The following is a 25,559-nucleotide window of genomic DNA, read 5'->3' as shown; positions in this document are numbered from 1 at the left end:
AGTTTGCGGTATACGATGCCAAAAGACCTTTCTAATAGTCCCGCACGTGGCACCCTGGTTTTGAAAAAAAGGCTACGCTGGTTTGGGTTGGTGAAGGCATTCGGCTGGCTGGTCCTGGGCGGCATCCTGGCGCTGAGCGGGGGCGTGGGCCTGAGCGCGCTGGACATAGCCGGCGAGGCGGACCCCGCGCCGGCTTTGCCGCAATGGGCCGCCGATTCGGCCACGGTGCGGGTGGCGGCCGGGCCGCAATACGCCCGCGGGGCCGTGTGGCAGTTCTTTTGGGGCCCGCACTACCGCAATATCTGGAACACGCCCGTGACGGCGCCGGTGCTGCGGTTGGCCTCGGCTGAGCGCGACAGCCTGCTGCCGCTGCGCGCCGGCGGCAGCTACCAAAGCCGCACCCTGCGCCTGCGCACCGCCAAGGGCTACCAGTTCGTGCTGCGCTCCGTGGACAAGGACATGAGCGCCGCCCTGCCCGTGGGTTGGAAACGCAACCTGCTGCGCGGCCTGATGAAGGACCAGACCAGCGCCACGCTGCCCTATGGCGCCTACGTGGCCGCCCGGCTGGCCGCCGCCGCCGGGGTGTACCACGCCAATCCGCGCCTCGTGTATTTGCCCAACGACCCCATGCTGGGAAAGTACCGGGCCGGCTACGCCAACGCCCTCTACCTGCTCGAAGAGCGCGCCGAGGGCGACCAGCGGCATGCCAGCAGCTTTGGTTATTCGCCGGCCATCTACAACACGCGCCACTTGCTCACGGTGCTGCGCAAGCGGCCCAACGCGGGCGTCGACCCGCGCGCTTTTCTGCGGGCCCGCCTGCTGGATATGTGGCTCGGCGACTGGAGCCGGCGCGAGGACCAGTGGCGCTGGGCCAGCTTCCCGGGCAGCGGCGGCCTGCGGTTTCGGCCCATTCCGCGCGACCGTGACCAGGCGTTTTTTCTCTTCGATGACGGTGCGCTGACCCGGGTGCTGTCGTGGTTTCTGACCAAGTTTCAGAGCTTCTATACCACCATTCGCCTGGCCAATGTGGATGCCCTCACCACCACCGCCCGCAACCTTGACCGCACCCTGCTGGGCCCCTTGAGTGCGGAGGATTTCCGGGCCGAAGCCGATTCGCTGCAAAAACGCCTGAGCGATGCCGTCATTGCCGAAGCCCTCAAAGCCGGCCCCGCTGAAACCCGGACTGTAATTGCCGCCCGACTGGGGCCGCTGCTGCGTGCCCGGCGTGCCCAGCTGGCGGCGGTGGCCCAGCGCTATTTCGAGATTCTGGCCACCGAAGCCTGGGTGGTGGGCACCGACCACGCCGAACGGTTTGTGCTCACCGGGGCCGGGCCCGGCCGCCTGCGGGTGCAGATGCTAGCCCTGCGCACCCACCGCGCCGATAGCCTGATTTCAGAGCGGGTGTACGACCAGAAAACCACCAAAGCACTGAACCTGTACAGCTTGGCTGGCAACGACGTAATCAGAATTGCGGCGGATGCGGCGGTGGGAATTGAAGTCGGTATTTATCCTGGTCAAGGCCCCGACCAAATCAGCCTGGACCACGCTTTGGCCGGCAACCAGCCCCCCGGGCCCCTGCCAGGCTTTACCTGGTTCAGCAACGTACCGCCGAGAGTCGCTGGTCTTTCGCCCGAAATCACCTTCAAACCCGACCCTCAGCCCGAACTGACGGCCAACGCCTTGGGCTGGGTGAAGCGTTATAATCTGCGCGATTAGCCGGGCGGGAGCAACCCCGCCAATGGGTCGCGGCCATCCAGGCTACCCAGGCTGCCCAGCACCCGAAACCGCGCAAACAGCTCCTCGGCGTACCAGTTTTCGCGGCGCGTGAGTTGAATCACCTCGCGGTGCCGCACGTCGCGGTAGGCGTATTCCTGCATCGCCCGCGCCGATTCCCACACGCTGAAAGTAGCCTGACGCACCAGCGGCAATTCCCCCAGCCCGATGGCGGCCCGCACGCCCACGGCCTGCGCCAGGGCCGCGCTGGTAGGCTCCACAAACTGCCAGAACCGCGGCGCCTTGCGCCAGCGAATGCTGGCCCGCGTGAGTACCGCCATGGGCACGTTCTCCGCCGGTGCCGCCGAAGCGCCCGTTTTGGAAAAAGGATTCTGGCCATCCCAAAGCCCCTGGGCTTTGATGGGGGCCAGCTGCACCGTCCAGGTTTCGGCGCTGCGCTGCTGGTAGCTGGCCCACAGCGCATGGCGGTGGAAATAGGTGTCGGCCGCGGCCACATCTTCCCAAACGGCCATGAAGCCGTAGCGGTCTAGGTTGGGCCAGAAGCCGAAGCCGTTGGCCGCCCCGCTCCCCATCAGCTTGAAGAACCGCAGGCCCGGCACCCGTTTGAGCTGGCCGGGGGCCGTGCCCATCTGGGCCAGGGCCCAGCGCCGGTGGCCGGGTTTAAGGGTAAAAACGGTGAGCGTGGTGTGGGACATCCGGAGAGGGCAGTGTGAGAAAAGCGAAGCCAGTTGCAGGCAACAAAAAAAGGCCGGAATTGCTTCCGGCCTTTCGAAGTAAACAGGCAAAGAGGCTTACTTGGGCTGCACCTGGGCGTGCTGGTTCACGTCGTCGTCCTTGGTGTGCTCGCCGGTCACCACAGCGCGCACGTAGGCGTAGGCCTGTACGAAAAGGCTGCTGGGCGAATCCCAATACTCGCCTTTGTCGATAGTAACTTTCAGGATGCTGATGTTGGGGTCGTCTTTGCCTTTGGGAAACCAGCCGCGCATGGGCTCGCTCCACAGCTCCTCAATTTTGGCTTGGTCGCGGTAGGCATTGGCCCGGCCCGATACCGAGGCGTACACGTTGCTGCCCGGGTCGGAGTAGCTGAGGTTTACCTGGCTGTCCTTTTTTACCTCGTACACCTTGGCTGAATTCACGTCGGTGAGGAAGTAGAGGGCCTGGTCTTTGCCGGGCTTGATGGTGGCCATGGGGCGGCTGTGCAGGCTGCCGTGCTCGTCGGTGGTGGTGAGCATGGCCATGCGCACATCCTTAATCTTCTCGAATAGCTGGGTCAGGTCGTGGGTTACGGGCGTCTTCTCGGACATGGGAAAGGGGAGTTGGGGAGGTGAAAGAATGGGCCGCGGCTGCGGGCAGCCAGCGGCCTGTGGGCTTACGCACGCCAGCCGGCCGGGGTTGAATAAAAGCCCGGCCGGGCCCGTACCTTGCCGCCCGCAATGAATTTTCTGGCCCACCTTTTCCTCTCCGGCGAACCCGATTCGGCCCCCTACGCCGACGTGATGTTGGGCCAGTTCATCGCCGACTCGGTGCCCGGCCGACAACTCGAAAACTACCCGCCTGCCGTGCAAACCGGCATCCGCCTGCACCGCGCCATCGACACCTTCACCGACCAGCACCCCGTGGTGCGGCGCGGCACCCAGCGCCTGCGCGCCGCCGGCTACGGCAAATACGCCGGCGTGATTTCCGACATGTTTCTCGACCATTTTCTGGCCCGAAACTTCGCCGAATTCACTTCCGAAAGCCTGCCCGATTTCACCCGGCGCGTGTATGCGGTGCTCCATACCCGCGAAGCCGAAATGCCGGCCCGCGTGCAGCAGTTTTTCCCGCACCTGGTGCAGCACAACTGGCTGCTGGGCTACGCCGAAACCGAAGGCATCCGGCGCGCCCTGAGTGGCCTGAGCCGCCGGGCGGCGGCCGGTTCGGGCATGGAAACGGCAGTGGGGGAGTTGGAGCGGAACTATGCGGCGTATGCGGCGGATTTTCGGGCGTTTTTTCCGGAGCTGCAGGCGTATGTGGCGGCGGAGTTGGGCTAACAGCCACAAAAAAGAACGTCATGCTGAGCGGAGTCGAAGCAGCTCTACTGCAGCGGTAAATGAATTACTTGCGCGGTAGAGATGCTTCGGCTCCGCTCAGCATGACGTTCTGAACGAGCGTTTTGCAAGTAAACCTTAGTGCTGGTGGCCGCCTTCGCCGTGCACGTGGCCGTGGGCCAGTTCCTCGGCGGTGGCTTCGCGCACATCCTGCACCTTGCCGGTGAAGTGCATCACCATGCCGGCCAGCGGGTGGTTGAAGTCCATCTGCACGGCGGTGTCGCCGATGCTTACCACCTTGGCTTGCATGTGGTTGCCTTCGTTGTCGGCCATGGGCAGGAAGTTGCCGGGCTGCAGCATTTCCTCGTCCAGCTTGCCGTCGATGAGAAACACTTCCTTAGGAATTTCAACCAGCGCCTGCTCGTCATAGTCGCCGTAGGCTTGCTCAGGCGTGAGGTTGAACTCGAAGGTGTCGCCGGGGTTTTTGCCATCGAGCTGCGATTCAAACTCTTCGGGCAGGCCGCTATGGCCAAACAGGAACACCATGGGCGAATCGGCTTCAGCCGATTCAACCAATACTTTTTCCTGGTTTTCGTCGGTCACGCTGAGGTCGTAGGTGATGGTAACGACTTTTTTATCGCTGATTGCAGCCATGAGAATAGAGTGGGGATTTGGGAGGGGAGATGGGGACAGCCCAGCGGCTGATGCACAAAGAAAGGAAGTTCTGCCGGGAACGGCAGGTATTATTGAAAAAGTAAAACGTCCTGCTGAGCGAAGCAGAAGCATCTCTACCGCGAGAGTAATCAGATTTACTTTGCGGTAGAGATGCTTCGACTGCGCTCAGCACGACGTTCTTTTCGGGCTATTGTTCAAGCTCAATCCAAAACCTAGGCCGGCATGGCCTTCAGCTCGCGGCTCCAGAAGCGGTGCTTCTTAATTGCGGCGATGAACTGCGGCGCCAGCCCGCCCACCTGGGCTTCGGAGCTGGTTACCACGCCGTCGGCGTTCAAAATGTCCTCAGCGCCGGGGTAGGCGGCGGCTTTCAGCAGCTCCACGCCCGCGCCCGAAGCGGCCAATGGCTTGCAGTGGCGGAAAGCTTCGTTCACGAAGCGCACGGCGTCGGCGTTCTGCTTCAGCGCCGCCACGCTTTTCTCGCCACCGGCCACGTACACGGCATCGAACAGCACCGAAGCGGTGGAGTGGAACGTGCCGTTTACCAGCAGTTCCTCGCCGCCCAGGCCGTTGATGGTGCCCAGGCGGGTAGCGATGATGGCGCTTTGGGCACCTTCGTCAATCAGGGCCTTCATCAGGCTGCCGATGGCGGCTACATCGGCCCCGTCGGTGGCCAGAATGGCAATGTGGCGGGTTTTGATGCTGGCTTTGCCCGTGTTGATAGGGCTGTCGGGCGCAATGCTGAGGGTGGGCGAGCTGGCGCTGCCGTCTTTCACCGGGCCCGACTGGTAGTGGGCCGCGTCGCCATCGGCGGGCACAGCCAGGTTCAGCTGCACGCCATCGGCCGAGGGCACGGCCACACCCAAACCTTCGGCCACACGGCGGGCCAGCTCGGTATCAACCTGCGCGAGCTGCACGAGGGTACGGGTACGCACGAATTCCTTCTGCACGTGGCTGAGCTCGAAGCGCAGGGCCTTCACGATGTGCATCTTTTCGGCATCGGACTGGCTGTTCCAGAACAGCTTGGCCTGGCTGTAGTGGTCGACGAATGACTTGCTGCGCAGGCGGATTTTGTGGCCTTCCACACGTTCATGCACCGTGTTGAAGCCGCCCTCGCTGCGCTTGGCCTGCTGCGGGTAGCCGTCGTTCAACTGGTTCACGCCGTAGGCGACCTGACCCTTGTTTATAGTCTGGCGCATGTGGCCGTCGCGCTGGTTGTTGTGGATAGGCGCGATGGAGCGGTTAATCGGAATCTCGTGGAAGTTGGGGCCGCCGAGGCGCTTGAGCTGGGTGTCGAGGTAGGAAAACAGGCGGCCCTGCAGCAGCGGGTCGTTCGAGAAATCGATGCCCGGCACGATGTGGCTCAGGCAGAAGGCCACCTGCTCGGTTTCGGCGAAGTAGTTGTCGACGTTGCGGTTGAGCACCATCTTGCCGATTTTCGTGACGGGCACCAGCTCTTCCGGAATCAGCTTGGTCGAGTCCAGAATGTCGAAATCGAACTTGCGCTCGTCTTCTTCCGGCACCACCTGCACGCCCAATTCCCACTCGGGGTAGGCGCCCATTTCGATGCAGTTCCAAAGGTCGCGGCGATGGAAATCGGGGTCTTTGCCCGAAATCTGCTGCGCTTCTTCCCAGGCAATGGCGTGGGTGCCGAGCAGCGGCTTCCAGTGAAATTTCACGAAGACAGATTTGCCCTCGGCGTTCACCATCCGGAAGGTGTGCACGCCGAAGCCTTCCATCATGCGCAGGCTGCGCGGCAGGGCGCGGTCGCTCATGGCCCAGAGCAGCATGTGGGTGCTTTCGGGGTTGGCCGAAATGAAGTCGTAGAACGTGTCGTGGGCCGAGGCGGCCTGCGGAATCTCGTTGTGCGGCTCCGGCTTCACGGCATGAATGAAGTCGGGAAACTTGATGGCGTCCTGGATGAAGAACACCGGAATGTTGTTGCCCACCAGGTCGTACACGCCCTCTTCGGTGTAGAACTTCACGGCAAAGCCGCGCACGTCGCGGGCCATGTCGGAGGAGCCGCGCGAGCCGGCCACCGTAGAGAAACGCGTGAACACCGGCGTCACGGCGCCGGGCTGCAGGAAGGCGGCCCGGCTCAGCTCGCTGGCATTGCCATAGGCTTCAAAGTAGCCGTGGGCGGCCACGCCGCGGGCGTGCACCACGCGCTCGGGAATGCGCTCGTGGTCGAAATGGGTGATTTTTTCGCGCAGCAGAAAGTCTTCGAGCAGCGAGGGGCCGCGCTCGCCGGCCTTCAGCGAATTCTGGTCGTCGTTGACGCGGAGGCCTTGGTTGGAGGTTAGAAACTGGCCGTAGCCGTCGTCGGTATTCTGGGCGAGGTCAGCCGTTTTGGCGGTGCTGATGGCGTCTTCGTGCGTTTTTTTAGCGAGTGGTTTCTTGCTCATGAGTGGAAAGGCAGTGGATTTGTTAGCTTTCGCTAACGGGCTTATTTGCGCCGGGGTTAAGCCATTTTTGGCATAAAATTCGGGCTCCCTTTTGCTCCGCTTGGGCTAGCTGCTGAGGCTCAGCCGTTGCGCTGAGAGTAGCGAGGAGCCTTTCCATTCGGAATTAAATGGTCTTCGACTAATCGGCGCTTGGCAGGCTTCGCTGGCACTGCGGCCTTCGGGAAGGAAAACGGCTGGAAAAGCTGGGCGCCAATAACCTGGCTTCGGCTGAGTGCGTAACTCAAGTGCACACTTTCCTCCTTAAAAATCCATTTTCTCTCTAGCAATTGCTCATGCGCACTCCCACTTTTAACGCGCTGGCGGCCTCGCTGCTGAGCGGTGCCTTGCTGGCCGCCTGCCAGTCGAACCCACCTACCACGCAGGATGAAGCCGTGAAAAAAGAAGCCGTGGTGAAAACCGATTCCTCGGCTGCCGCCGTCGCCAAAGCTGATTCGGTGCCTACCATCGGCAACCCGCAGCTGCTTTTCACCCTCGACAACGCCCACAACACCCCCGACGGCCTGGCGCTGGCGCCCAACGGCCACCTCATCCTCTCCGTCCCCAACCTGGCCGACAACAGCCAGCCGGCCTCGCTGATGGAAATCAACGGCAACCAGATTACGCCTTACCTCACCGACTTGCCAGTGGAACCCACCACCAAAAAGGCGGCCCCGATGGACCTGGCATTCGGCCCTGATGGCAATTTGTATTACGCTGAAAACCAGTACGAGAACAGCAAAGATTTTAAATCGCGCCTGATGAAGGTGGAGATGCGCAATGGCAAGCCCGCCCGCGTAACTACCGTGGTCGACAATTTCGCGCTGGCCAATGCGGTGGTCTGGAAGGGCAACACGATTTACGTGACCGACAGCCAGTGGGACATGCCGGATAATGACAAAGGCAGCGCCATTCTGAAGTTTTCGCTGGCCGAATTGAACAAAGGCACCGTGCACCTCAAGCCCAAAACCAAGGACCCGCACGTGTTGGCCATGTTCACGACGACGGTGAACGAAACCGGCGTCGACAACGGCGCCGACGGAATGGATTACGACAGCAAAGGCAACTTCTACACCGGCAGCTTCGGTGATGGCAAGCTCTACAAAGTGTCGTTGAAGCCCGATGGCAGCCTGGCCAAGCAGGAAACCCTGACGCTGACTGGTAAGGCCATTCCCTGCGTCGACGGCCTGATTATTGACCGCACGACGGACAAAATGTACCTCTGCAACTCGCGCGAAAACGCCATTGAAGTGGTGGACTTGCGCAACAATAACACCGTGACTACCCTAGCCCAGAACGGCGATACCGACGGCACTGGCGGCAAGCTCGACCAGCCCGCCGAAGTGCTGCTCAAGGGTAAGAAGCTGTACATCTCGGATTTTGACAAGCCGGAAAAGCACTTCGTGAACACGAAGTCGGACGCGCCGCACACCATGTCGGTGATTGATTTGCCGTAAGAGTTTTTCTGAGTAAAAGAACGTCATGCTTATCTGGCGTCCGCGCAGCCGAAGCATCGCTACCGCGCGGGAATTATTTACTATTGCGGTAGAGATGCTTCGGCTGCGCGTAGCAGGACGTTTCTGCTCATTGTTCTAATTAGCCCCGTCGGCCCGCGCCGGCGGGGATTTTTATTTTCAAATGGGGCTAGCTTTGGGATTCCAACTCTGTGTTTTCAGTTCTTCTTTTCAGATGAAGCATTCCCTTGCCCACCGGGCTGCGCTGGCCAGCGCGTTCACGCTGCTGACGGCCGCCGCCTGGGCCCAGAATTCCGGCACCCAATGGACCAAAGACGGCTACGGCTACCTGGAAGTGCGCCGCGACTCTGTCGTGCAACTCGATATTCGCCAGCCCGGCCAAGCGCGCACGCTGCTCAGCAAGCGCCAGCTTACGCCGGCCGGCCAGACGGCCCCGCTCGGGGTGCGCCGCGTGGCGCTGTCGGAAGATGGCCGGCTTATTCTGCTCAGCACCAACACGAAGAAGGTGTGGCGCTACGACACCCGCGGCGACTACTGGGTGTACGACACCGGCAGCAAGCAGCTCACGCAGCTGGGCAAGGGCCGGCCCGAGTCGTCGCTGATGTTTGCCAAGTTCTCGCCCGATGGCCGCCGCGTGGCCTACGTGAGCGGCCACAACCTGTTTGTGGAAAACCTGGCCGACCACGCCATCACCCAGCTCACCACCGACGGCACCGACAAGCTCATCAACGGCACCTTCGATTGGGTGTATGAGGAAGAACTGAATTGCCGCGACGGCTTCCGCTGGAGCCCGGACGGGCAGCGCATCGCCTACTGGCAGCTCGATGCCAACAAGACGCGCAACTACCTGATGCTGAACACGACCGAGCAGCTGTATCCCTTCACCGTGCCGGTGGAGTACCCTGTGGTGGGCGAAGACCCCAGCCGCTGCCGCGTGGGCGTGGTGGCTGTGAGCGGCGGCCCCACCAAGTGGATGGACGTGCCCGGCGATGCCGTGCAGCACTACCTCCCGCGCATGGAGTGGGCCGACAACAGCACGCTGATTTTGCAGCAGCTCAACCGCCGCCAGAACGAAAGCAACCTGATTCTGGCTACCGTTGCAACGGGCGCGGCCAAGTCCATCTACCACGAAACCGACAAGGCATTCATCGAAGCCAAAGACGAAGCCATTGGCTGGGACTGGCTGAAAGACGGCAAAAGCTTTGTGTGGGCCAGCGAAAAAGACGGCTGGAACCACCTCTACCGCGTGGACCGCAACGGCCGGGAGCAACTGCTCACGCCTGGCAACTACGACGTGATAAAGGTCGACCGCATCGACGAGGCCGGCGGCACCATCTACTTCACCGCCTCGCCCGCCAACGCCACCCAGCGCTACCTCTACCGGGTGCCGCTGAAAGGCGGCAAGGCCACCCGCGTGACGCCCGCCGCCCAGGCCGGCACCAACGGCTACGACATCTCGCCCAACGGCAAGGTGGCCCTGCACGCCTACTCCAGCGCCACCAACTATCCCCTGAATGAGGTGGTGAGCCTGCCCGCCCACCAGCACCTGAGCGGTGGCGAAGTGCCGGCACAAGCCATGGCGATGAAGGTGCCAAAAACCGAGTTTTTTCAGGTAAAAACCGCCGATGGCGTGACGCTGGACGGCTGGATGGTGAAGCCCAGCAATTTCGACCCCGCTAAAAAGTACCCCATTGTGTTCTACGTGTACGGCGAACCGGCCAGCCAAACGGTGGTCGACCGCTTCGGCACGGGCCGCAATGGCCTCTACCAGGGCAACATGGCCGATGACGGCTACATCTACGCCTCGCTCGACAACCGTGGTGCGCCGGCTCCGCGCGGCCGTGAGTTCCGCAAGTCCATCTACCACAACATCGGCAGCCTCAACATCCGCGACCAGGCCATGGGCGCCAAAGAAGTGCTCAAAAACAGCTGGGTTGATACCAGCCGGGTGGCGGTGTGGGGCTGGAGCGGCGGCGGCTCCTCCACGCTCAGCCTGATGTTTCAGTACCCGCAGATTTATAAAACCGGCATTTCCATCGCGGCGGTTGACAACCAACTCAACTACGACAACATCTATCAGGAGCGCTACATGGGCCTGCTGCCCGAAGACAAGCACTACTTCGTGGACAATTCGCCCCTGGCCCACGCCAGCAAGCTGCGCGGTAACCTGCTCCTCGTGCACGGCACCGGCGACGACAACGTGCACTACAACAACGCCGAGCAGATGATAAACGAATTGGTGAAATACGGCAAAACCTTCCAGCTCATGGCCTACCCCAACCGCACCCACAGCATCTCGGAAGGTGAGGGCACCAGCCGGCACCTGGCCGCCACCTACACCAAATTCCTGAAGGAAAACTGCCCGCCCGGCGGCCGGTAGTAGAAGCTTTATCGGCTGAAGTAAGAACGTCATGCAGAGCGCAGCGAAGCATCTCGCGTGCTACCATTAATCAATGACGCCCTCACGATAGAGTTGCTACTAGATGCGAGATGCTTCGCTGCGCTCTGCATGACGTTCAATAAAAAAGGCTTTCAGCAATTGCTAAAAGCCTTTTTTGTGTAGGTTATTTCAGAACTTAATCCTGCAATTCCCAAGCCGTGCGGTAGCCGCCCACACTCTCCACGTACTCAATCAGGGCTTTAAAAAACGGGTGGGCGCTGAGCGTGGACGAGTCGCCCACGAGGAGCAGCTTCTTGCGGGCCCGCGTCATGCCCACGTTCATGCGGCGGATGTCGCTCAGGAAGCCAATTTCGCCGTGGTTGTTGCTGCGGGTGAGGGTGATGGCGATGATGTCGCGCTCCTGGCCCTGGAAGGAGTCTACCGTGCCGACGCTGAGCTGGCGGTGCAGCATGAAGCCGCTGAGCTCGTCGTTTTCCTCGATGGCGTCCTTCAGGTAGTTGATTTGGGCGCGGTAGGGGGCAATGACGCCGATGCTGAGCGGGTCCTCCTCGTGGTCGGCGGGGTCGTAGGGCTCCAGCAGCTGGGCGAGGCGCTTGAGCAACAGGTCGGCTTCCTCGGGGTTGGCGGTGGAGCGGCTTTCGGGGATGGTGATTTCCTGGAAGCCGAAGCCGGCCGTGTCGAGGAATTCCACGGGCAGGTCGGGGGCGAAGCGCAGGTCGTAGGCATCGAGGCCGGCGTGGGCCACGGTTTCGTAGGCTTCGAGCTGGCCGTCGTAGAACTGGTCGGAACTGAACTGCATGATTTGCTCGTGCATGCGGTACTGCACCGTGAGCATGCGGGCCGTGGCCGGCTGGCGTTTGATGCACTTCTCGAAGAGCGTTTCGCGCAGGGCCCCGGCTTTTTCGCTCTTCACGGTGGGCGGCAGCTGGTGATGGTCACCGGCCAGCACCACGCGCTGGGCCTTGCCGATGGGAATCCAACAGCCGGGCTCCAGGGCCTGGGCGGCCTCGTCGATAAACACCGTTTCGTAGGTGAGGTGGCGGATGTTGCGGTTGCTGGCGCCCACCAACGTGCACGTGATTACCTGCACCGATTCCAATAAATCCTCGGTGATGTAGCGCTCCAGGTCGTCGGCCTGCTGAAACAGCATGCGCGCTTCCTCCTTAAGCTGGCGGCGGTGCTGCTGCTCCTCGTAGCCAAAGTTGCGCACGTATTTGCTGGCGGTTTCGCGGTACTGGTCGGCCGTCTGGCGCATCGAGCGCATCTCGTTGTAGCTCTTGTGGGCCATCACCTGCGCATCTAGGGTGTGCTCCAACAGCAGGTCCGACACCCGCGAGGGGTTGCCCATGCGAATGACGTTGACGCCGCGCTCGGCCAGCTTTTCGGTGAGCAAATCGACGGCCGTGTTCGAGGGCGCGCACACCAGTACCCGCCGCTCGCGCCGGATAGTTTCCAGGATGGCCTGCACCAGCGTGGTGGTTTTGCCGGTGCCGGGCGGGCCGTGGATGATGGCCACGTCCTTGGCGGCCATGACGTGGCGCACGGCGGCCAGCTGCGAGTCGTTGAGCGGACTGGGATAGAATAAGTCCGACGCTTTTTCTTCGCGGAAACGGGCTTCTTTGGCCCCCAGAATCACGTCGCGCAGCTCGGCCAGGCGGTCGCCGTAGGCGCCCATTACCTTGCCCAGGGCGTAGTCCATCTCGCGGTAGCTCACCTCGTCGAAGGTGAGGTCGATGCCCATTTTATGGCCTTCGAGGGCCCAGTCGGGCAGGTCTTCCTTGGTGGTGGCGAGCAGCAGCTTGTTGCGCCGCACGCTGGTGATGACGCCGCTGAGGGTGGGCCGGTCTGTGGCCGAGCGGCCGGGCACGTTGCCAAACAGCGAGGCGTTTTTGCCTACCTGAAACAAGTGCAGGCCCTGCTGCCCGGCGGGCCGCTCCAGCTCCAGCACCAGCTTGCCGCCGAAGCCAATTTCTTCCTGCGAGATGGTGACGGGGTACCAGGTGAGGCCGCGCTGCTGCCGCTCGGCTATGCTGGCCTTGGCGTTTTTGAGTTTGAATTGCTCCAGGTCCTCCTGCTGCTCCAGCTTCATCAGAGACTGGACGTGGCGCAGCTCTTTTTCGAGGGCGTAGGGGTCGGAGGGGGTGAAGGGGAGGTCGGACAAAAGAAAGCGGGTTGGGTTCGTTGTGAAGGGGTAACAACGAAAGGGTAAAGGAAAGAGTGGCAGGAAATCTTGCTAAACACCCAGCAACATTTGATAGAAGGATAAATAAGCGGCGCTGCCCGCAGCCTTCGCGGCACTGTCGGCTACTGATAAAGCAAGCTTTTCGTTGTTGTAATTAGCATCATCCAACATGGTAAGGGTTAGAAATTGACTGATGATAACCATTGCCTCAAAGAAATGCTCCCCGTCAACCGCGCAGCGCCACATAATGTGGTCGAATTGCTGCCAGTCGACAACCAATACTTCGCCCGTAATTGATAAAAGCATCAGGTCTAATTCAACGATGGCGAAATGCAGAAAATTTCCATGGTTGACCGGAACGTCCATAAACTCAACCATTCCGATTTTTAAATTCGAGACATCGTAGGTGTTTATCAGATAATTAATTTCATCATTAATTGGGAACTGAACCTGTAGTTCAGCAGCTCGGGGATGCACCTGATACTCTGCAATCATCCTCGCAGCCGAAGCATCTTTCAAGCCCAATGCTAATAAGTCGGAATAGCCAGGGGCTGTAGTCGCAATCTGATGGGCAAACTCGTGACAAGTCATGTTGGCTATGATGGGAGTCCGCGATAAAGCTGCCCGGCAAAGGTCGGTGAAGAACCGCTGTTTCGAATGCTATTCGCGATGTCAGGCGTCAGAGCAGTGTGGCGCGAACCTGGCAGTTCGCGTGGTTGAACAACTTTGAAGGCGCATGGGTGCGAACTGCCAAGTTCACACTACTGCAAACCTGGCAACGATGCCGGCAACGCTCGTGCCGATGGGTGCCGAGGCGTCAAGCATGGCGGCTGTGACTAAATATCATGTTTCCGGACTGGTTATGATGCTTGTTGTAACGTCATGTTATGTTGCCGGGCTGGCGAGCATCGTGGCTTGTTTGGCAACGATACTAGCGGGGGTGACAAGCGTAGTGGCAGGGCTGGCAAGCATCGTGGTCGGCGTTGCGAGTGCGTGGGGCGGATGTGGCGGATATGATGGATTTTACGGAACGCAACGAAGCACGCAAGATGCTTCGGCTGCGCTCAGCATGACACGCTACGCCGCCTCCAGCTTCTGCCCCTGAATGGCACGGGCCATGAGTTCCGGAAACCTGGCCGGGGTGCAGGCGAAGCTGGGAATCTCCAGCGCCGCCAGCTGCTCGGCCACGCGGCGGTCGAAGCTCGGGGCGCCGTCGTCGCTCAGAGCCAGCAGCACCACGATATTCACGCCGGCGGCTTTGAGGGCGGCGGCGCGCTTTATCATTTCCTTTTCGTTGCCGCCTTCGTAGAGGTCGGTGATGAGGACGAGGATGGTGTCGGTGGGCCGCGAAATCAGCTGCTGGCAATAGGAGAGGGCCAGGTTGATGTCGGTACCGCCGCCCAATTGCACGCCAAAAAGCAAATCCACCGGGTCGTGCAGGTTTTCGCTCAGATTTACCACGGCCGTATCGAATACCACCATGTGCGTTTTCACCGCTTTCAACGAAGCCAGCACTGCCCCGAACACGCCCGCATAAACGACCGACGAGGCCATCGAGCCGCTTTGGTCCACGCAGAGCACGATTTCCTTCAGCGCCTGCCCGCGTCGCCCGAACCCCACCAGTCGCTCGGGAATAATGGTTTTGTGGGCCGCCTGGTAGTGCCTGAGGTTGGCCTTGATGGTAGCGCCCCAGTCGATTTCGTGGTAGCGGGGGCGCGGGTTGCGCACGGCCCGGCTCAGGGCGCCCTGCACGGCCTGGCGCAGCGGGTTGCTGAGCTTCTTCTCCAGCTCGCGCACCACTTTGGTGATGACTTCGCGGGCGGTGGCTTTGGCCTTCTGCGGCATCACCCGGCTCAAGGACATGAGCGTGCCCACCAGGTGCACATCGGCCTGTACCGTGCGCAGGATTTCGGGCTCCAGCAGCAGTTGGTTCAGGCCCAGGCGGGTCATGGCATCCTGCTGCATGATGGCCACCACTTCGGTGGGAAAATACTCGCGGATATCGCCCAGCCAGCGGCTCACGCGGGGCGCCGAGCCGCCCAAGCCGGCCTTGCGCTCGGCCCGGTCGCCGTCGTAGAGGGCGGTGAGCACGTTGTCCATCCGGCCGTAGTCGGGTGGCATTTGCACGGCGTTTTCAGCGTCGGCGGCGCTGCCGAGCACGAGTTTCCAGCGGGTTGGGGTGGTAGGCATAGGTGATAATTGAATTAATAGTTAGACCGTCATGCTCATCTGGCGTCCGCACAGTCGAAGCATCTCTACCGCAGCAATATTTCAGTCGTAAGGAAAGGATTAGTGGTGGCACGCGAGATACTTCGGCTGCGCGGACGCCAGATGAGCAAAACGGTCTGGATTTATGCTTTAGAAACAATCAAACACCCAGCAACTCTCGCAGCCCCGGTAGCACCCGCGCCCCGCGCTCCCAGTCAAAATCCTCCGTTTCTTGCGTCACGGCCGCGGCCGCATCCGTGCTCGCAATTTCCAGAATCTGCCGCCGCTCGGGCAGCGAGAAGTCGGTGAAGGCACGGCGTAGCAGCGGTACGATTTCGCGGAAAGTTTCTTCGTTCAGCTCGCCCAGCCAGGTATCGAGCAGGTCGAATAATTCGCGGTGATGGATGAGCAGCAGGCCCGAGCCGCGCAGGAAGCCCTCAATCCAGGCGGTGGCGTAGTCGGTGGGCTGGGAGGGAGCCAGGGCCAGGCCGAGGGTGACGGCTGTGGCGGTGGCATTGGCTTGCTGGGTATCGAAGAGCAGGCGGGCGGCCGTACCGGCCAGTAGGCCGTTGGTGGCCGCGTTGCGCTGCACGGCGGCCAAGGCGGCGTACCAGTCGGCTTTGTGGGTATCGTTTTGCAGCAGCCGGATGGCTTGGTGGGTGGCTTCGATGCGCTCCAGCAGGGCTTTGGCAGCATCGTAATCCAGCCCGGCGCAGGCGGCGGGCAGGCCAATGCACAGGCGCGGCACCAACTGCTGCACCACCTGGGCCACCTGCGCGGTGTCGGTGCGGCGCACGTTGCCGTAGCGCAGCACCTGGGCCAGCGGGGGCAGGGCAGCTAGCAGGTGGGTCACGTCGCGGGTGCCGGCCCCGATGGTTTCGAGCCGGGCTACCAGCGCCGGAATGGCCGGGCCGAGGTCGGCGCGCAGAGCTTCTTCCAATAGCTTGCTCACGGTTTCGAGGCTGGTGGCTTCGGCGGCGCGAGCGGTGGCGCGGGCGGCGGCGGCGGTGAGTACGGTATTGCCCCAGCGGCCGGCCTCAATCACGGCCAGGGCCATTTCGGGCTCCCATTCCAGCGTCCAGATTTCGTGGAAGGTGCCGCTTTTACCGGCCACTTCTTCGGGTTCGCCCCAGTTGATGTCGAGCAGGCGCAGGCGGTGCAGCAGGTGGCTCCGGTCGAGCTGCGTGGGCTGGCGCAGGTCGAGGTCGAGCGGCTTGGCAATGGCTTCGGGCTTGAGGCGCAGGGCTTTTTGTTGCTGCGCCAAATCCTGCTGCAAAGGGGTAGCGGGCAGGCAGGCGGGTACTTCGCCCAGCTTCACGCCAATCACCAGCTCCTTGTGCACGAGGGCCAGCGGCTCGGCGTAGCCCCCGCCCAGGATGGCTACGGCTGCTTCCTGCAACTCATCGATGCCCGGCAGGGCCAGCCCGCGCACGGCGGCCAGAGCAGCCGCCAGCCGCACGCCCTCAATGGCGTGGGCCGAGGACGCATCCACGTCCTGCCCGCGCAGCAGGCGGGTGGCGCGCACCATCCAGTGCGTGAGGACTTCGGCGCGGGGTTGGGCGAAGAGTAGCTCGTACCAGGCGGGGGAGAGCACGCCCGCGCCGTAGCCGGAGCTGAAGGAGAGCCGCTCGTAGGTCCACGGAATCCAGGTGGTTTCGGTGGGGACTTTCTTTAGGCCTTTGAGGCGGGACTTGTCTTCTTTTTTGAAGAGCTCGGGCTGTAGAACCGGGGCGTGCCAGGCTCCGCACACTACGGCCACGCGCGGGTAGCCCTGGGCCAGCGTGGTGCGGAGGGTTTCGCGCATAAAGGCCTCGCGGAGCAGCGTTTCCTCGGTTTCGGGGCGGCGTAACTCCTCGCGCAGGGCCGTCATCATGTCCAGCACCACGGCGAAGGTGTCGGCGTGGCCGGGGGCGTGTTCGAGGTGGGTTTCCCACCACTGCTCGGAATCGGTGTAGCCGGCGAGGCGGGCGATGTAGGCGACGGGGTCGGACGCTGGGCTGGGCGCTTCGCTTGATGAGGAATCAGGAAGGAAGAGGGAGGAATTGGGGGCGGAGGCTTCTTCAGCTTCGGCGGGGGCTTCTGCTTCAGGAGAATCAGTGGGAAGGATTAATTCCTCGTTCTTCATTGGCTGACGCCTGCCTTCGGTTCCTAATGCCTCATTGCCGAAGGCGAACCGCAGGCTCATCGGCAAATCCATGCACCGGACATGCGCCCCGTTGCGGGCGCACCACTGCACCGCCTGCCACTCGGGCGAGAACTCGGCAAACGGCAGGAAAGAGGCTTGCCCTTGCTGTTTGGGGTTGTAGACCAGCAGGGCTACCGGCGGGCGCAGCTCCGGGTGGGTGGCGGTGGCCAGGGCGGCTTCGGCATCGGCGGGGCACTCCAGCAGCACGATTTCGGGGCGGAAGGCTTCGAGGGCGGCCACGAGGCTGGCGGCGCTGCCGGGGCCGTGGTGGCGGATGCCGAACAGGCGGAGGTCGGTGGGCATGGCGGGGAGGAATAGGATGGGCAAGATAAGCCGGTAGCCAAAGCAACTCGCGCTACGGCCGAAACCGCGCTAAATAGTGCCGACACGCTGCTGTATCTGAAAGATATCCTACTGACGCTAAAAGATATCCTACTGGCGGCCGAAGATATCCTACTTCCTATAAAAGATATCCAACTGGCGCCTGCGGATACAGTGCTGACTCTGGAAGATATCCTACTGACGCTTGAAGATGTCCTAGTGGCGGGTGTGGAATCGGTGCTGACGGCTGCTGGCGCGAGTCTAGCGCAGCGAAACTCGCGACTGAAACAGGGCGAGGCTGTGCCTCGCATAGAACGTCGCGGTAGTGCACGATGCCGGATTGCCGCTGGTGCGGCAGAGGAGGCGCAGCCTCCCCGTCATGGGCCGTCACGAGTTACGCTACGCTAAACTCGCGCCAGGGTGGGGAGGCATCAAGACATCGCCGGTAAAGGCTCATCATTGCCGGATTCTACAGCCTCTGTTACTTGCTGGTCATAGTACGATACGATATTCTCACCACACGCATGTAAATAATCATAAGAAATAACTTGAACGCTGGTTAGTCCTGAATTTATCATGCGTAATGCATCGTGTTGTTCGTCGCTAAAAGTGTCAGAGCGACCAGCAATAATTTTTATTCGCGGGCGCAATAATTTGTACTTGTGTCTTTTTTCGAGAATCAATTTATAGTCATCCAGTTGTTTTAGATAATGCCAACATTGGCCAAGGGTTTTAGATAAATCGGGGGATGGATAATGACTCTTGTGGCTAGCGTCAAAGGATAATAAAGTCATACATGGTCTTTTTAATTCTATAAGGTCAATATATCCATCAGTGCTTTCCATCATTAAATCACTTATTGAGTCAATGCTAATGTCGCGGGCAGAATGCTTTTGGATATAATCTATACCCAAAGTCCAGATGTTAGCCTCAATCCAATTCTGAAAAATTTTCTCAGGTTGCTTTGCTATATACGCTGATAGATGATTTAAGGCACTGATTGTTTTTACTATGTCTCCGTTTTTCTCTAATTCAAGTAGCTGGTTTAAATCCTTCAAAGACTGTTTGTGTGCTGATTGTCGGATTGAAGCATGCAGGTTTTGAAGCTCGATAGTGGATAGAGCGCCGACTATTACTTCCAATTTATTGTTATTATCTGCTTTGGCAAGAAGCTTTTTAACCAATTCGCTATCAACAGTGCTAATTGCTGCTAGGATGCTGGATGAATCAGCTGTTACTTCTACGAATTTTCCTGACTCTATTGGGCCGCCTTTCTTTAATATGGAAAAGCTGTCCAAATAATCATAAAGTGATTTTGCTTGTGTAAAATCTAATTGCTCAGAAAAAATATGGGCAATTTTTGCTTTATTGAAAGCGAAAATACTTAAAGAAAAATCAGATTGATTCGTCTTGTCATCTTTATCAATTCCTCCGGTATTGATGACCAGTTTTAAAGTATCAGTAGCTAGGAGTTCCTTTTCGTATGGTACACTCATGAGCTAGACCTTTTTAATTACTTTAATGTATTTAGGAGAATTGGGGTTGTATCTAACTTCTATTTCGAAACAATCCTTCTCTTCTAGAATAAGCACACTGCTAATGTTTTCTATTTTAGCAGTGCGCCAATCGGGAAGACCACCCCTGTGCGATACTCCATGTGTTTGATAGATATCTACACAAGCATTATTAGTGCCTGGCTGTAAAAAGACTGCATACGGATGACCAAATCTCTGACCGGTAATTTTTTTAACACCATCATATTCAAAGCATATTGGCTTTCTGCTTTCAATAGCCATTGTGATTAATTCGACTATTGTCATGATGATTTCAGGTTTGAAAATTTGATGTAAGATAGTGGTATCCTATCCATTACTCCACCACCTCCCTACACGCCCGGTATAAATCTTTCCACCCATCCCGCTCCTTGGCTACGGTTTCGAGGTATTCGAGCCAGACGACGCGGTCGGGGGCGGGGTCTTTGATGACGGCGCCGGTGAGGCCGGCGGCCAGGTCGTGGGCGCGCAGGGTGCCGTCGCCGAAGTAGGCGGCCAGGGCCAGGCCGGAGTTCATGACGGAGATGGCTTCGCCGGTGCTCAGGGTGCCGCTGGGCGACTTGAGCTTGGTTTTGCCGTTGTCAGTGACGCCCTGGCGCAACTCGCGGAAGATGGTGACGAGGCGGCTGATTTGCTCCAGCGCGGGGGCTTCGACGGGCAGCTGGAGGGCCTGGCCCTGCTTGGCCACGCGGGTTTGCACGATGTGGACTTCCTCGGCCAGGGTGGCGGGCAGGGGCAGCACCACGGCGTTGAAGCGGCGGCGCAGGGCGCTGCTGAGCTCGTTCACGCCGCGGTCGCGGTCGTTGGCGGTGGCGATGACGTTGAAGCCCTGGCGGGCCTGGATTTCGGTGCTGAGCTCGGGGATGGGCAGCACTTTTTCGGAGAGCATGGTGAGCAGGGTGTCCTGCACGTCGGAGGGGATGCGGGTGAGCTCTTCGATGCGGACGAGCTGGCCGGTTTCCATGCCTTTGTATAGCGGGCTGGGCACGAGGGCGGCCAGGGAGGGGCCTTCGGCGAGCAGGCGGGCGTAGTTCCAGGAGTAGCGGAGGCTGTCTTCGGCGGTGCCGGCGGTGCCTTGCACCAGCAGGTTGGTGTGCCCGCTGATGGCGGCGGTGAGGTGCTCCGACACCCAGCTTTTGGCCGTGCCGGGCACGCCGAGCAGCAGCAGGGCGCGGTCGGTGGCCAAGGTGGCGACGGCAATTTCCATGAGCCGCCGCTGGCCGATGTACTTGGGCTCGATTTCGAAGCCGTTATCGAGCTTGCCGCCCAGCAGGTACGTCACCACGGCCCAGGGCGAAAGGTGCCAGCCGGGCGGCTTGGGGCGGTCGTCGGTGGCGCGCAGGGCGGCGAGCTCTTCGGCGTAGAGGTCTTCGGCGTGGGGGCGGAGCAGGGTGGGTGTCATTCGTTAGGGTGTAGGGGGCAGGAGTTGAGGTTTAAAGAACGTCATGCTGAGCGTATGCAAAGCAACTTTACCGTTCTGCGCAGCTGAACTAACAGTTTCCTGCGGACACCTGGCGCCACAGTCGGTTAGCCAGGAGGTTTCAAGGAAATTAATTGGCCGGTTCGGTCAGGCTGGCGGTGAGTTGCTGGCGGTTGTGCAGTGCCGCAAATACCGCCGCTATTCTTTGCGCATGGCGCGGCTGGGCCTCCATAATCGGTGACAATTCCACTTCGAAAAGGGGCAGGAGCATCTCATCGACGTCTTCGCTCAGGATGTCTAATAGTTGCAGCGCAGTTTGCTCCTGCGCCATGTGCAGGTGCTGCCAGGGCTGCGACAGCAACGTGCGTAACAGGGGCAGCACGCGCCGCAGCAACGGCAGCGGGTAGTCGTACAAATCCGGAATAAATAGCCAGTCGACCCAGTTTGGTGGTTTGGGGAGGGTGCCGTCGTCGGGTAGCAGAGAAAGCAGCCAGGCCTGCTTTTCTGCTTCGGGCATGATGCGGCCGGCGGCCACTATCAGGTCGGCCGCGTGGACGGGCGAATGGGCTTCGTGGTCGAGCAGGGCGCGCGCGAAAGCCGCGTCTTCGTGCAGATAAGCGGCGCGCAGCCAGGCCGGAAGCAGAACTGTAGGCCAGTCCGAAGCCGCTGCCATTGCCACCGCCTGACTGGGCGATACCTGCCATTGCTCCACCCAGTGCCGGGGCGGAATTAAGGCCAGCACCTGGCCAAGCCAACCGGCTCGTTCGCCACCCGGGTAGTCGGCCGTGTGCTGCTCGATGCCATCGCGCTGCCAGTCGGCGCCCCACTTATCCGGCAGTGTCACGGCGAGGCGGCCCGGCCCCGTTGGGCTGGCTTTCACGTCAAGCAGCGCCTCCGCCCGGGCCTGTAGACGGGGCAGCAGCGCATTATCCGTCGTTTGAACCAGCAGTTTAGCCCCGAGTTGGCGCACGTCCCGGGTCCGGGATTTCAACAAAGGTTCCAGTACCGGCCCAAGCGCTGGATGCAGCGGATAGCGCTGGCCAAAATTGCCGTGGATGCTGGCCAATAGCTTGATTTGCGTGGCCGCGGGCTCCTGGGGCAAGGCCTCGGCCAGCAGCCCGATGGCGCGGGCCGGGTCCGTTTCAAAGAGCTGTTCCAGGAAAAGCCGCCGCGCCAGGGGCGTGCCATGTTCCCATACGGCATCGGTCGTTTCGGCTGCGGCCTCCGCTATCTTCTGCCATTCAGGATTTTGGGCAAGCAGCCATTGGCCGTGCGTGCCCAGCACGGCGGCATATTCGGCCAGGAACCTCTCGTACCCCTTGGTTTTCGCAAAATTCAACAAGGCCACGAGCTGTCGGTGTGGCACCCGCCGGCGGGCTTCTTGCAGCCTGGCGAAATGACGGTAATAGTAGCGCTGGTGGCCGGCTAAAAACTGGTCGAGCAGGGCCGCACCCATGGGCCCCAGGGGCTCCCAGGTTTCGGGTGGGGCCGGCGGAGCGGGTACGGTGGTGGCAGCCGGTGGCCGATAGCCCGCTTTGCGCATGAGCGCCAGCGTGCCCGCCGCCAGCAGGAGCTGCAGCTCCGCCGACGCTGCCTTCGTGGGAAAAGCAGGCATTGCCTCGCTGCTTTGGCGCGTGCCGAGCAAGGCCAGGCGCAGCAGCCGGGGCCAGGTCACCTCGCTCGGCGGTCCAATTTCCGCTGAAGAAATGGAGTCTGTTGGTAGTATGGAGCCTGTTGATAGGGGGGGAAGATGCGCCACAAATGCGGGGGCACGTTGCGCGCCCGCGGTGGCGGAAGCTCCCGCCGTTTCAACCCAGCTGCTCAGCGGCCGAAACGCCTGCCCGTCCCACTCGCCGAACAGCGTCATTGGCTGCCCGCCGTTTTCGGCCAGCAGTTGCCAGGGAATATTCTCATCAGCAAACCGCAACGGCAACGTGCCGGCTTCAGCGGCGTGATGCAACAGCCAGCGGCCGTCGGCCGCCGGCGTGGTCAGGACTTGCGTGAGCGTAGCGGGCCACTCACGCAGCCAGGGCTGGCGGGCCAGCGCCTGGGCGTAGTCGGCCAGCAACTCGCTAATGGACCTGCCCGCGGGCACCACATGGGCTGGCACCGTGCCATCAAATTTCATGCTCACCGGGGCGGCCCGCAGCGGCAGCAGGCCGGGGTAAAAAGCCAGCTCGCCCAAATAGGCGCCGTGCGGCATAAACGGCGTGCTGAACGGCTGGCCCCCGAACGAAAACTCCAGCACCAGGGCCGTGCGGCCGGTGTCGCGGCCGTGTAGCCAGGTGCGGCGGGCGGTTAGGCGGTCTTCCTCCCAGCGGTACTGGCCCAGCACGCGCCAGGCGTCGGCCACGGGCGCGGCGGTGACCAGCAGGTCTTCTTTTTTTAGGTTAATGCCGACTTGCTGGAGCACGTCGGCGCGGGCATCGGGGGCGAGATTGGGGAGGTTTTGGAAGGTGCGGGTTAGCAGATACAGTTCGCCGAGGCGGCCCAGCAGGCGCGCGGGCCAGTCGGCGTGGGCGTGGCGCAGGGTGGCCAGCTCGCGCACCGTGGCGGCCAGGCCCGGCAGCTGGTTGTCGACCAGGCGGGCGGCCTGGCTTTCCCAAAAAGACGTCGGCTGCTTATCAAGCGAAGCCAGACCGGCGCGCATCAGGTCTTCGAGCCAGGCCGTGAGCTCTTCGGCCCCGGCGGCCATGCGGGCCAGGCGCTTGGGGTCGACAGCTGGGGTTGCCTGAATTTGAAGCGGCGTTTCGACGGCCTCACCGGCCGCGGTTCCTTCTCCAAAAAAGGGGGAGCCCGGGCTTGCTTCGTCGGCCAGCATCTCCGCAGCAACAGCTGCTTTAGATGCTTTAGCAACGGGATTTTCGGCCTTTTTCTCCTGCGTTTGCTGGCGCTTTTCCAGCCATTCTCCCAGCCAGGCGGGTGGCGTGTTGCCGCTAAAAAGCTCTGGCTGGCGGGCCAGGAGCAGCAGCAGGCCCGCGCCGTGCTTGCAGGGAAAAACGCGGCTGGGGCAGTTGCACTTGAAGGCCGGCTCCGCCAGGTCGATGCCGGTAAGGTAGGGCTTGGCGCCGCTGCCGGCGCACTCGCCCCACGCGGCGGTGTCGGTGCGGCCCAGGCTGGCCCATTTGGCGGGTTTCAGCAGTTCCTGGCCCCGTTTGAGGGTGCCGGGGTCGGTGATGAGGGCGAGTGCCTGCGCTTCGGAATAGGTAATCATGCGGGGCGGGGTAGGTGCCAAAAGTAGCAAAGGCCCGCTGTCCGCCTTGGCTCTGCCCGGGAAGTCGGCCACCCCGCTGCGTCAGGCAAAAAAGTCACCCGGGTCGGCCTGTCCCAGGTACTTGCGCAACAGCTCCAACGAGCCAAAATAGGGTCGCACGCAGGCCAAAAACAGCTCGGCAATGGCCGCATTGCTGGCGTAAACCACCAGCGCGCCGCGGCTTTCCGTAAATTCCAGCTCCTCCAGCAGCCCGGGCCGGTACTCCTCCACAATCGTCTCCAGATGCTCGGCCCAGGAGGCCGCCGTGCCGCCAAAGCCAAAGTGCTGAAACAGGCGGTAGTAGTCTTCGAGCCCGCCCACATCGGCAAAAACCAGCACCTCGTATTCGGGCGAGATGGGGGGCGGGGCAGGGGCAAGCTGGAACGGGAAGGTGTCGGACATCGGCCGAAAGTACGGCTGTTCCGGCCGCTAGGCCCCGGCGGCGGCCCGCAGCGGCCGGAAAAAGGCGCGTAGCTCCTCGGCCAGCAGCTCGGGTGCCTCCAGGGCGGCAAAGTGGCCGCCGTGGGGCATTTCGGACCAGCGCTGCACATTGAAAAACCGCTCGGCAAAGGCGCGGGGCGCGGGCATCAGGTCCTTCGGAAACAGGGCCACGCCGGTGGGCACGGCGCAATAATCGGCGGCATTGGGGGCGGGGTGGTGCTGGGTTTCGTAGTAGAGCCGGTTGGCCGAATTGATGGTTTCGGTGACCCAGTAAATCATCACATTGGTGAGCAGCTCGTCGCGGGAAAAAGCCCGCTCCGGCTGGCCGCCAGAGTCGCTCCAGCGCTGGAACTTCTCCACAATCCAGCCCAGCAGGCCCACCGGCGAGTCGTTCAGGCCATAGGCCAGCGTCTGGGGCTTGGTGCTCTGAATCAGCGCGTAGGCGCCTTCACTCATCTGCCAGGCTTTGCCGGCTTTTAGGTAGGCCTCTTCGGGCGGGGTCAGGTCCGGCTCCTTCACCGTGAACAGGTGCATGAACGGAATGTCGGTGAGGTGAATGCCCAGCAGCGCCTCGGGGTTGCGGCGGGCCAGCTGCTCGGTGATGCTGCTGCCCCAGTCGCCGCCGTGTGCGCCGTAGCGGGCGTGGCCCAGTGTTTCGGTCATCAGCTGGGCAAACAGCTCGGCAATGCGTACCGGGTTGCAGCCGGGCCGGGTGGGCTTGTCCGAAAACCCAAACCCCGGAATGGAAGGCACCACCACCGTGAAGGCATCCTCGGCCCGCCCCCCGTGGCTGGCCGGGTCGGTGAGCAGCGGGATGAGCTTATGCATGCGGTAAAACGAATCGGGCCAGCCGTGGGTGAGCAGCAGCGGCATGGGGCTGGGCCCCCGGCCCGGCTCCTGAATGAAGTGCAGGCTCGTGCCGTCCACCTCGGCCCGAAAGTGTGCGAACTTGTTGAGCAGCGCCTCCTGGGTTCGCCAGTCGTAACCGCGCTGCCAGTAGCCGGTTAGTTCCTGTATATAGTCGCGGTTGGTGCCGTAGTCCCAGCCGGCACCTTCAATTTCATCGGGCCAGCGGGTGCGCGCCAGGCGGGTTTGCAAATCATCCAACACCGACTGAGCGACATCAATCCGGAAAGGCTGCATGGGCGAAAACAGACAGTAGGCTGGCCGCGAGAATGGGCCCAGCCCAGCCAGCAGTTCACAATAAGATTCGGCCGGCTTTTTACGGAGGCATCCGGCCGCGGGA

General features: G+C 61.4%; 18 protein-coding genes. 4 read left to right on the top strand and 14 right to left on the bottom strand.

Annotation, left to right across the window (positions count from 1 at the left end):
• The first annotated feature begins 60 nt into the window (after window positions 1-60).
• Window positions 61-1,716: a hypothetical protein gene (locus tag Q4S41_RS10945; RefSeq protein WP_305031151.1), complete on the top strand. Its 1,656-nt coding sequence runs from the start codon at window positions 61-63 to the stop codon at window positions 1,714-1,716.
• Here the strand turns inward: Q4S41_RS10945 and Q4S41_RS10940 are convergent.
• Entirely contained in the window at window positions 1,713-2,429 is a 717-nt protein-coding gene (locus Q4S41_RS10940) for a spheroidene monooxygenase (protein ID WP_305031150.1), read from the bottom strand. The two genes, Q4S41_RS10945 and Q4S41_RS10940, sit on opposite strands and share 4 nt — an antisense overlap.
• Before the next feature lie 96 nt (window positions 2,430-2,525).
• Window positions 2,526-3,038 (bottom strand): pyridoxamine 5'-phosphate oxidase family protein, encoded by a 513-nt coding sequence (locus tag Q4S41_RS10935; protein ID WP_305031149.1) that lies wholly within the window; start codon window positions 3,036-3,038, stop codon window positions 2,526-2,528.
• A gap of 129 nt (window positions 3,039-3,167) precedes the next feature.
• Here Q4S41_RS10935 and Q4S41_RS10930 point away from each other — a divergent pair, with 129 nt between their 5' ends.
• On the top strand, window positions 3,168-3,764 hold the full coding sequence (locus Q4S41_RS10930; RefSeq protein WP_305031148.1) for an acyl carrier protein phosphodiesterase: 597 nt from the start codon (window positions 3,168-3,170) through the stop codon (window positions 3,762-3,764).
• A 135-nt stretch (window positions 3,765-3,899) separates the two neighbouring features.
• On the opposite strand, the gene Q4S41_RS10925 is transcribed toward Q4S41_RS10930, so the two are convergent.
• Window positions 3,900-4,415 carry an FKBP-type peptidyl-prolyl cis-trans isomerase gene (locus Q4S41_RS10925; RefSeq protein WP_305031147.1) on the bottom strand — a complete coding sequence of 172 codons (516 nt, stop codon included), beginning with the start codon at window positions 4,413-4,415 and terminating at the stop codon, window positions 3,900-3,902.
• Window positions 4,416-4,648: 233 nt separating this feature from the next.
• Entirely contained in the window at window positions 4,649-6,838 is a 2,190-nt protein-coding gene (locus Q4S41_RS10920) for a catalase (RefSeq protein ID WP_305031146.1), read from the bottom strand.
• 332 nt (window positions 6,839-7,170) lie between these two features.
• On the opposite strand from Q4S41_RS10920, the gene Q4S41_RS10915 reads away from it, so the two are divergent.
• Together Q4S41_RS10915 and Q4S41_RS10910 are read left to right on the top strand one after the other, a co-directional pair.
• Window positions 7,171-8,331 carry an SMP-30/gluconolactonase/LRE family protein gene (locus tag Q4S41_RS10915; RefSeq protein ID WP_305031145.1) on the top strand — a complete coding sequence of 387 codons (1,161 nt, stop codon included), beginning with the start codon at window positions 7,171-7,173 and terminating at the stop codon, window positions 8,329-8,331.
• Between the two features lie 232 nt (window positions 8,332-8,563).
• The gene (locus Q4S41_RS10910) at window positions 8,564-10,729 is read left to right on the top strand and encodes a S9 family peptidase (protein ID WP_305031144.1); all 2,166 of its coding nucleotides are present in this window, start codon (window positions 8,564-8,566) and stop codon (window positions 10,727-10,729) included.
• Window positions 10,730-10,925: 196 nt separating this feature from the next.
• Here the strand turns inward: Q4S41_RS10910 and Q4S41_RS10905 are convergent, their stop codons facing one another.
• The 10 genes from Q4S41_RS10905 to Q4S41_RS10860 all read right to left on the bottom strand — a co-directional run bounded on the left by Q4S41_RS10905 (window position 10,926) and on the right by Q4S41_RS10860 (window position 25,456).
• Complete coding sequence (locus tag Q4S41_RS10905) at window positions 10,926-12,911, bottom strand: AAA domain-containing protein (RefSeq protein WP_305031143.1); 1,986 nt, start codon at window positions 12,909-12,911, stop codon at window positions 10,926-10,928.
• Between the two features lie 72 nt (window positions 12,912-12,983).
• Entirely contained in the window at window positions 12,984-13,523 is a 540-nt protein-coding gene (locus tag Q4S41_RS10900; protein WP_305031141.1) for a hypothetical protein, read from the bottom strand.
• A gap of 486 nt (window positions 13,524-14,009) precedes the next feature.
• Window positions 14,010-15,122 carry a VWA domain-containing protein gene (locus Q4S41_RS10895; RefSeq protein ID WP_305031140.1) on the bottom strand — a complete coding sequence of 371 codons (1,113 nt, stop codon included), beginning with the start codon at window positions 15,120-15,122 and terminating at the stop codon, window positions 14,010-14,012.
• Between the two features lie 178 nt (window positions 15,123-15,300).
• Entirely contained in the window at window positions 15,301-17,628 is a 2,328-nt protein-coding gene (locus Q4S41_RS10890; RefSeq protein WP_305031139.1) for a DUF5682 family protein, read from the bottom strand.
• Window positions 17,629-18,077: 449 nt separating this feature from the next.
• Window positions 18,078-19,142, bottom strand: coding sequence for a Shedu anti-phage system protein SduA domain-containing protein (locus tag Q4S41_RS10885; protein ID WP_305031138.1), 1,065 nt, complete (start codon window positions 19,140-19,142; stop codon window positions 18,078-18,080).
• A gap of 3 nt (window positions 19,143-19,145) precedes the next feature.
• Window positions 19,146-19,466 (bottom strand): hypothetical protein, encoded by a 321-nt coding sequence (locus tag Q4S41_RS10880; protein ID WP_305031137.1) that lies wholly within the window; start codon window positions 19,464-19,466, stop codon window positions 19,146-19,148.
• Between the two features lie 49 nt (window positions 19,467-19,515).
• Complete coding sequence (locus tag Q4S41_RS10875; RefSeq protein ID WP_305031136.1) at window positions 19,516-20,601, bottom strand: ATP-binding protein; 1,086 nt, start codon at window positions 20,599-20,601, stop codon at window positions 19,516-19,518.
• A 148-nt stretch (window positions 20,602-20,749) separates the two neighbouring features.
• Window positions 20,750-23,833, bottom strand: a complete 3,084-nt coding sequence (locus Q4S41_RS10870; RefSeq protein ID WP_305031135.1) for an SWIM zinc finger family protein — start codon at window positions 23,831-23,833, stop codon at window positions 20,750-20,752.
• An 81-nt stretch (window positions 23,834-23,914) separates the two neighbouring features.
• On the bottom strand, window positions 23,915-24,274 hold the full coding sequence (locus tag Q4S41_RS10865) for an Imm51 family immunity protein (RefSeq protein ID WP_305031134.1): 360 nt from the start codon (window positions 24,272-24,274) through the stop codon (window positions 23,915-23,917).
• Between the two features lie 27 nt (window positions 24,275-24,301).
• Entirely contained in the window at window positions 24,302-25,456 is a 1,155-nt protein-coding gene (locus Q4S41_RS10860; protein ID WP_305031133.1) for an epoxide hydrolase family protein, read from the bottom strand.
• Between the last annotated feature and the right edge of the window lie 103 nt (window positions 25,457-25,559).

Origin of the sequence: Hymenobacter convexus (assembly GCF_030580955.1) — a bacterium.
In the GTDB taxonomy this organism is placed as follows: Bacteria; Bacteroidota; Bacteroidia; order Cytophagales; family Hymenobacteraceae; genus Hymenobacter.
The sequence above is the reverse complement of the archived record's forward strand: the minus strand, read 5'-3'. Positions and strand labels throughout refer to the sequence as shown.

What these genes read in the sequence shown, in the direction of transcription:
- Q4S41_RS10935 (WP_305031149.1), bottom strand. Translation starts at nt 3,038, where the DNA reads ATGTCCGAGAAGACGCCCGTAACCCACGACCTGACCCAGCTATTCGAG.
- Q4S41_RS10875 (WP_305031136.1), bottom strand. Translation starts at nt 20,601, where the DNA reads ATGACACCCACCCTGCTCCGCCCCCACGCCGAAGACCTCTACGCCGAA.
- Q4S41_RS10910 (WP_305031144.1), top strand. Translation starts at nt 8,564, where the DNA reads ATGAAGCATTCCCTTGCCCACCGGGCTGCGCTGGCCAGCGCGTTCACG.
- Q4S41_RS10940 (WP_305031150.1), bottom strand. Translation starts at nt 2,429, where the DNA reads ATGTCCCACACCACGCTCACCGTTTTTACCCTTAAACCCGGCCACCGG.
- Q4S41_RS10930 (WP_305031148.1), top strand. Translation starts at nt 3,168, where the DNA reads ATGAATTTTCTGGCCCACCTTTTCCTCTCCGGCGAACCCGATTCGGCC.
- Q4S41_RS10885 (WP_305031138.1), bottom strand. Translation starts at nt 19,142, where the DNA reads ATGAGTGTACCATACGAAAAGGAACTCCTAGCTACTGATACTTTAAAA.
- Q4S41_RS10895 (WP_305031140.1), bottom strand. Translation starts at nt 15,122, where the DNA reads ATGCCTACCACCCCAACCCGCTGGAAACTCGTGCTCGGCAGCGCCGCC.
- Q4S41_RS10915 (WP_305031145.1), top strand. Translation starts at nt 7,171, where the DNA reads ATGCGCACTCCCACTTTTAACGCGCTGGCGGCCTCGCTGCTGAGCGGT.
- Q4S41_RS10870 (WP_305031135.1), bottom strand. Translation starts at nt 23,833, where the DNA reads ATGATTACCTATTCCGAAGCGCAGGCACTCGCCCTCATCACCGACCCC.
- Q4S41_RS10890 (WP_305031139.1), bottom strand. Translation starts at nt 17,628, where the DNA reads ATGCCCACCGACCTCCGCCTGTTCGGCATCCGCCACCACGGCCCCGGC.
- Q4S41_RS10865 (WP_305031134.1), bottom strand. Translation starts at nt 24,274, where the DNA reads ATGTCCGACACCTTCCCGTTCCAGCTTGCCCCTGCCCCGCCCCCCATC.
- Q4S41_RS10920 (WP_305031146.1), bottom strand. Translation starts at nt 6,838, where the DNA reads ATGAGCAAGAAACCACTCGCTAAAAAAACGCACGAAGACGCCATCAGC.
- Q4S41_RS10860 (WP_305031133.1), bottom strand. Translation starts at nt 25,456, where the DNA reads ATGCAGCCTTTCCGGATTGATGTCGCTCAGTCGGTGTTGGATGATTTG.
- Q4S41_RS10880 (WP_305031137.1), bottom strand. Translation starts at nt 19,466, where the DNA reads ATGACAATAGTCGAATTAATCACAATGGCTATTGAAAGCAGAAAGCCA.
- Q4S41_RS10925 (WP_305031147.1), bottom strand. Translation starts at nt 4,415, where the DNA reads ATGGCTGCAATCAGCGATAAAAAAGTCGTTACCATCACCTACGACCTC.
- Q4S41_RS10900 (WP_305031141.1), bottom strand. Translation starts at nt 13,523, where the DNA reads ATGACTTGTCACGAGTTTGCCCATCAGATTGCGACTACAGCCCCTGGC.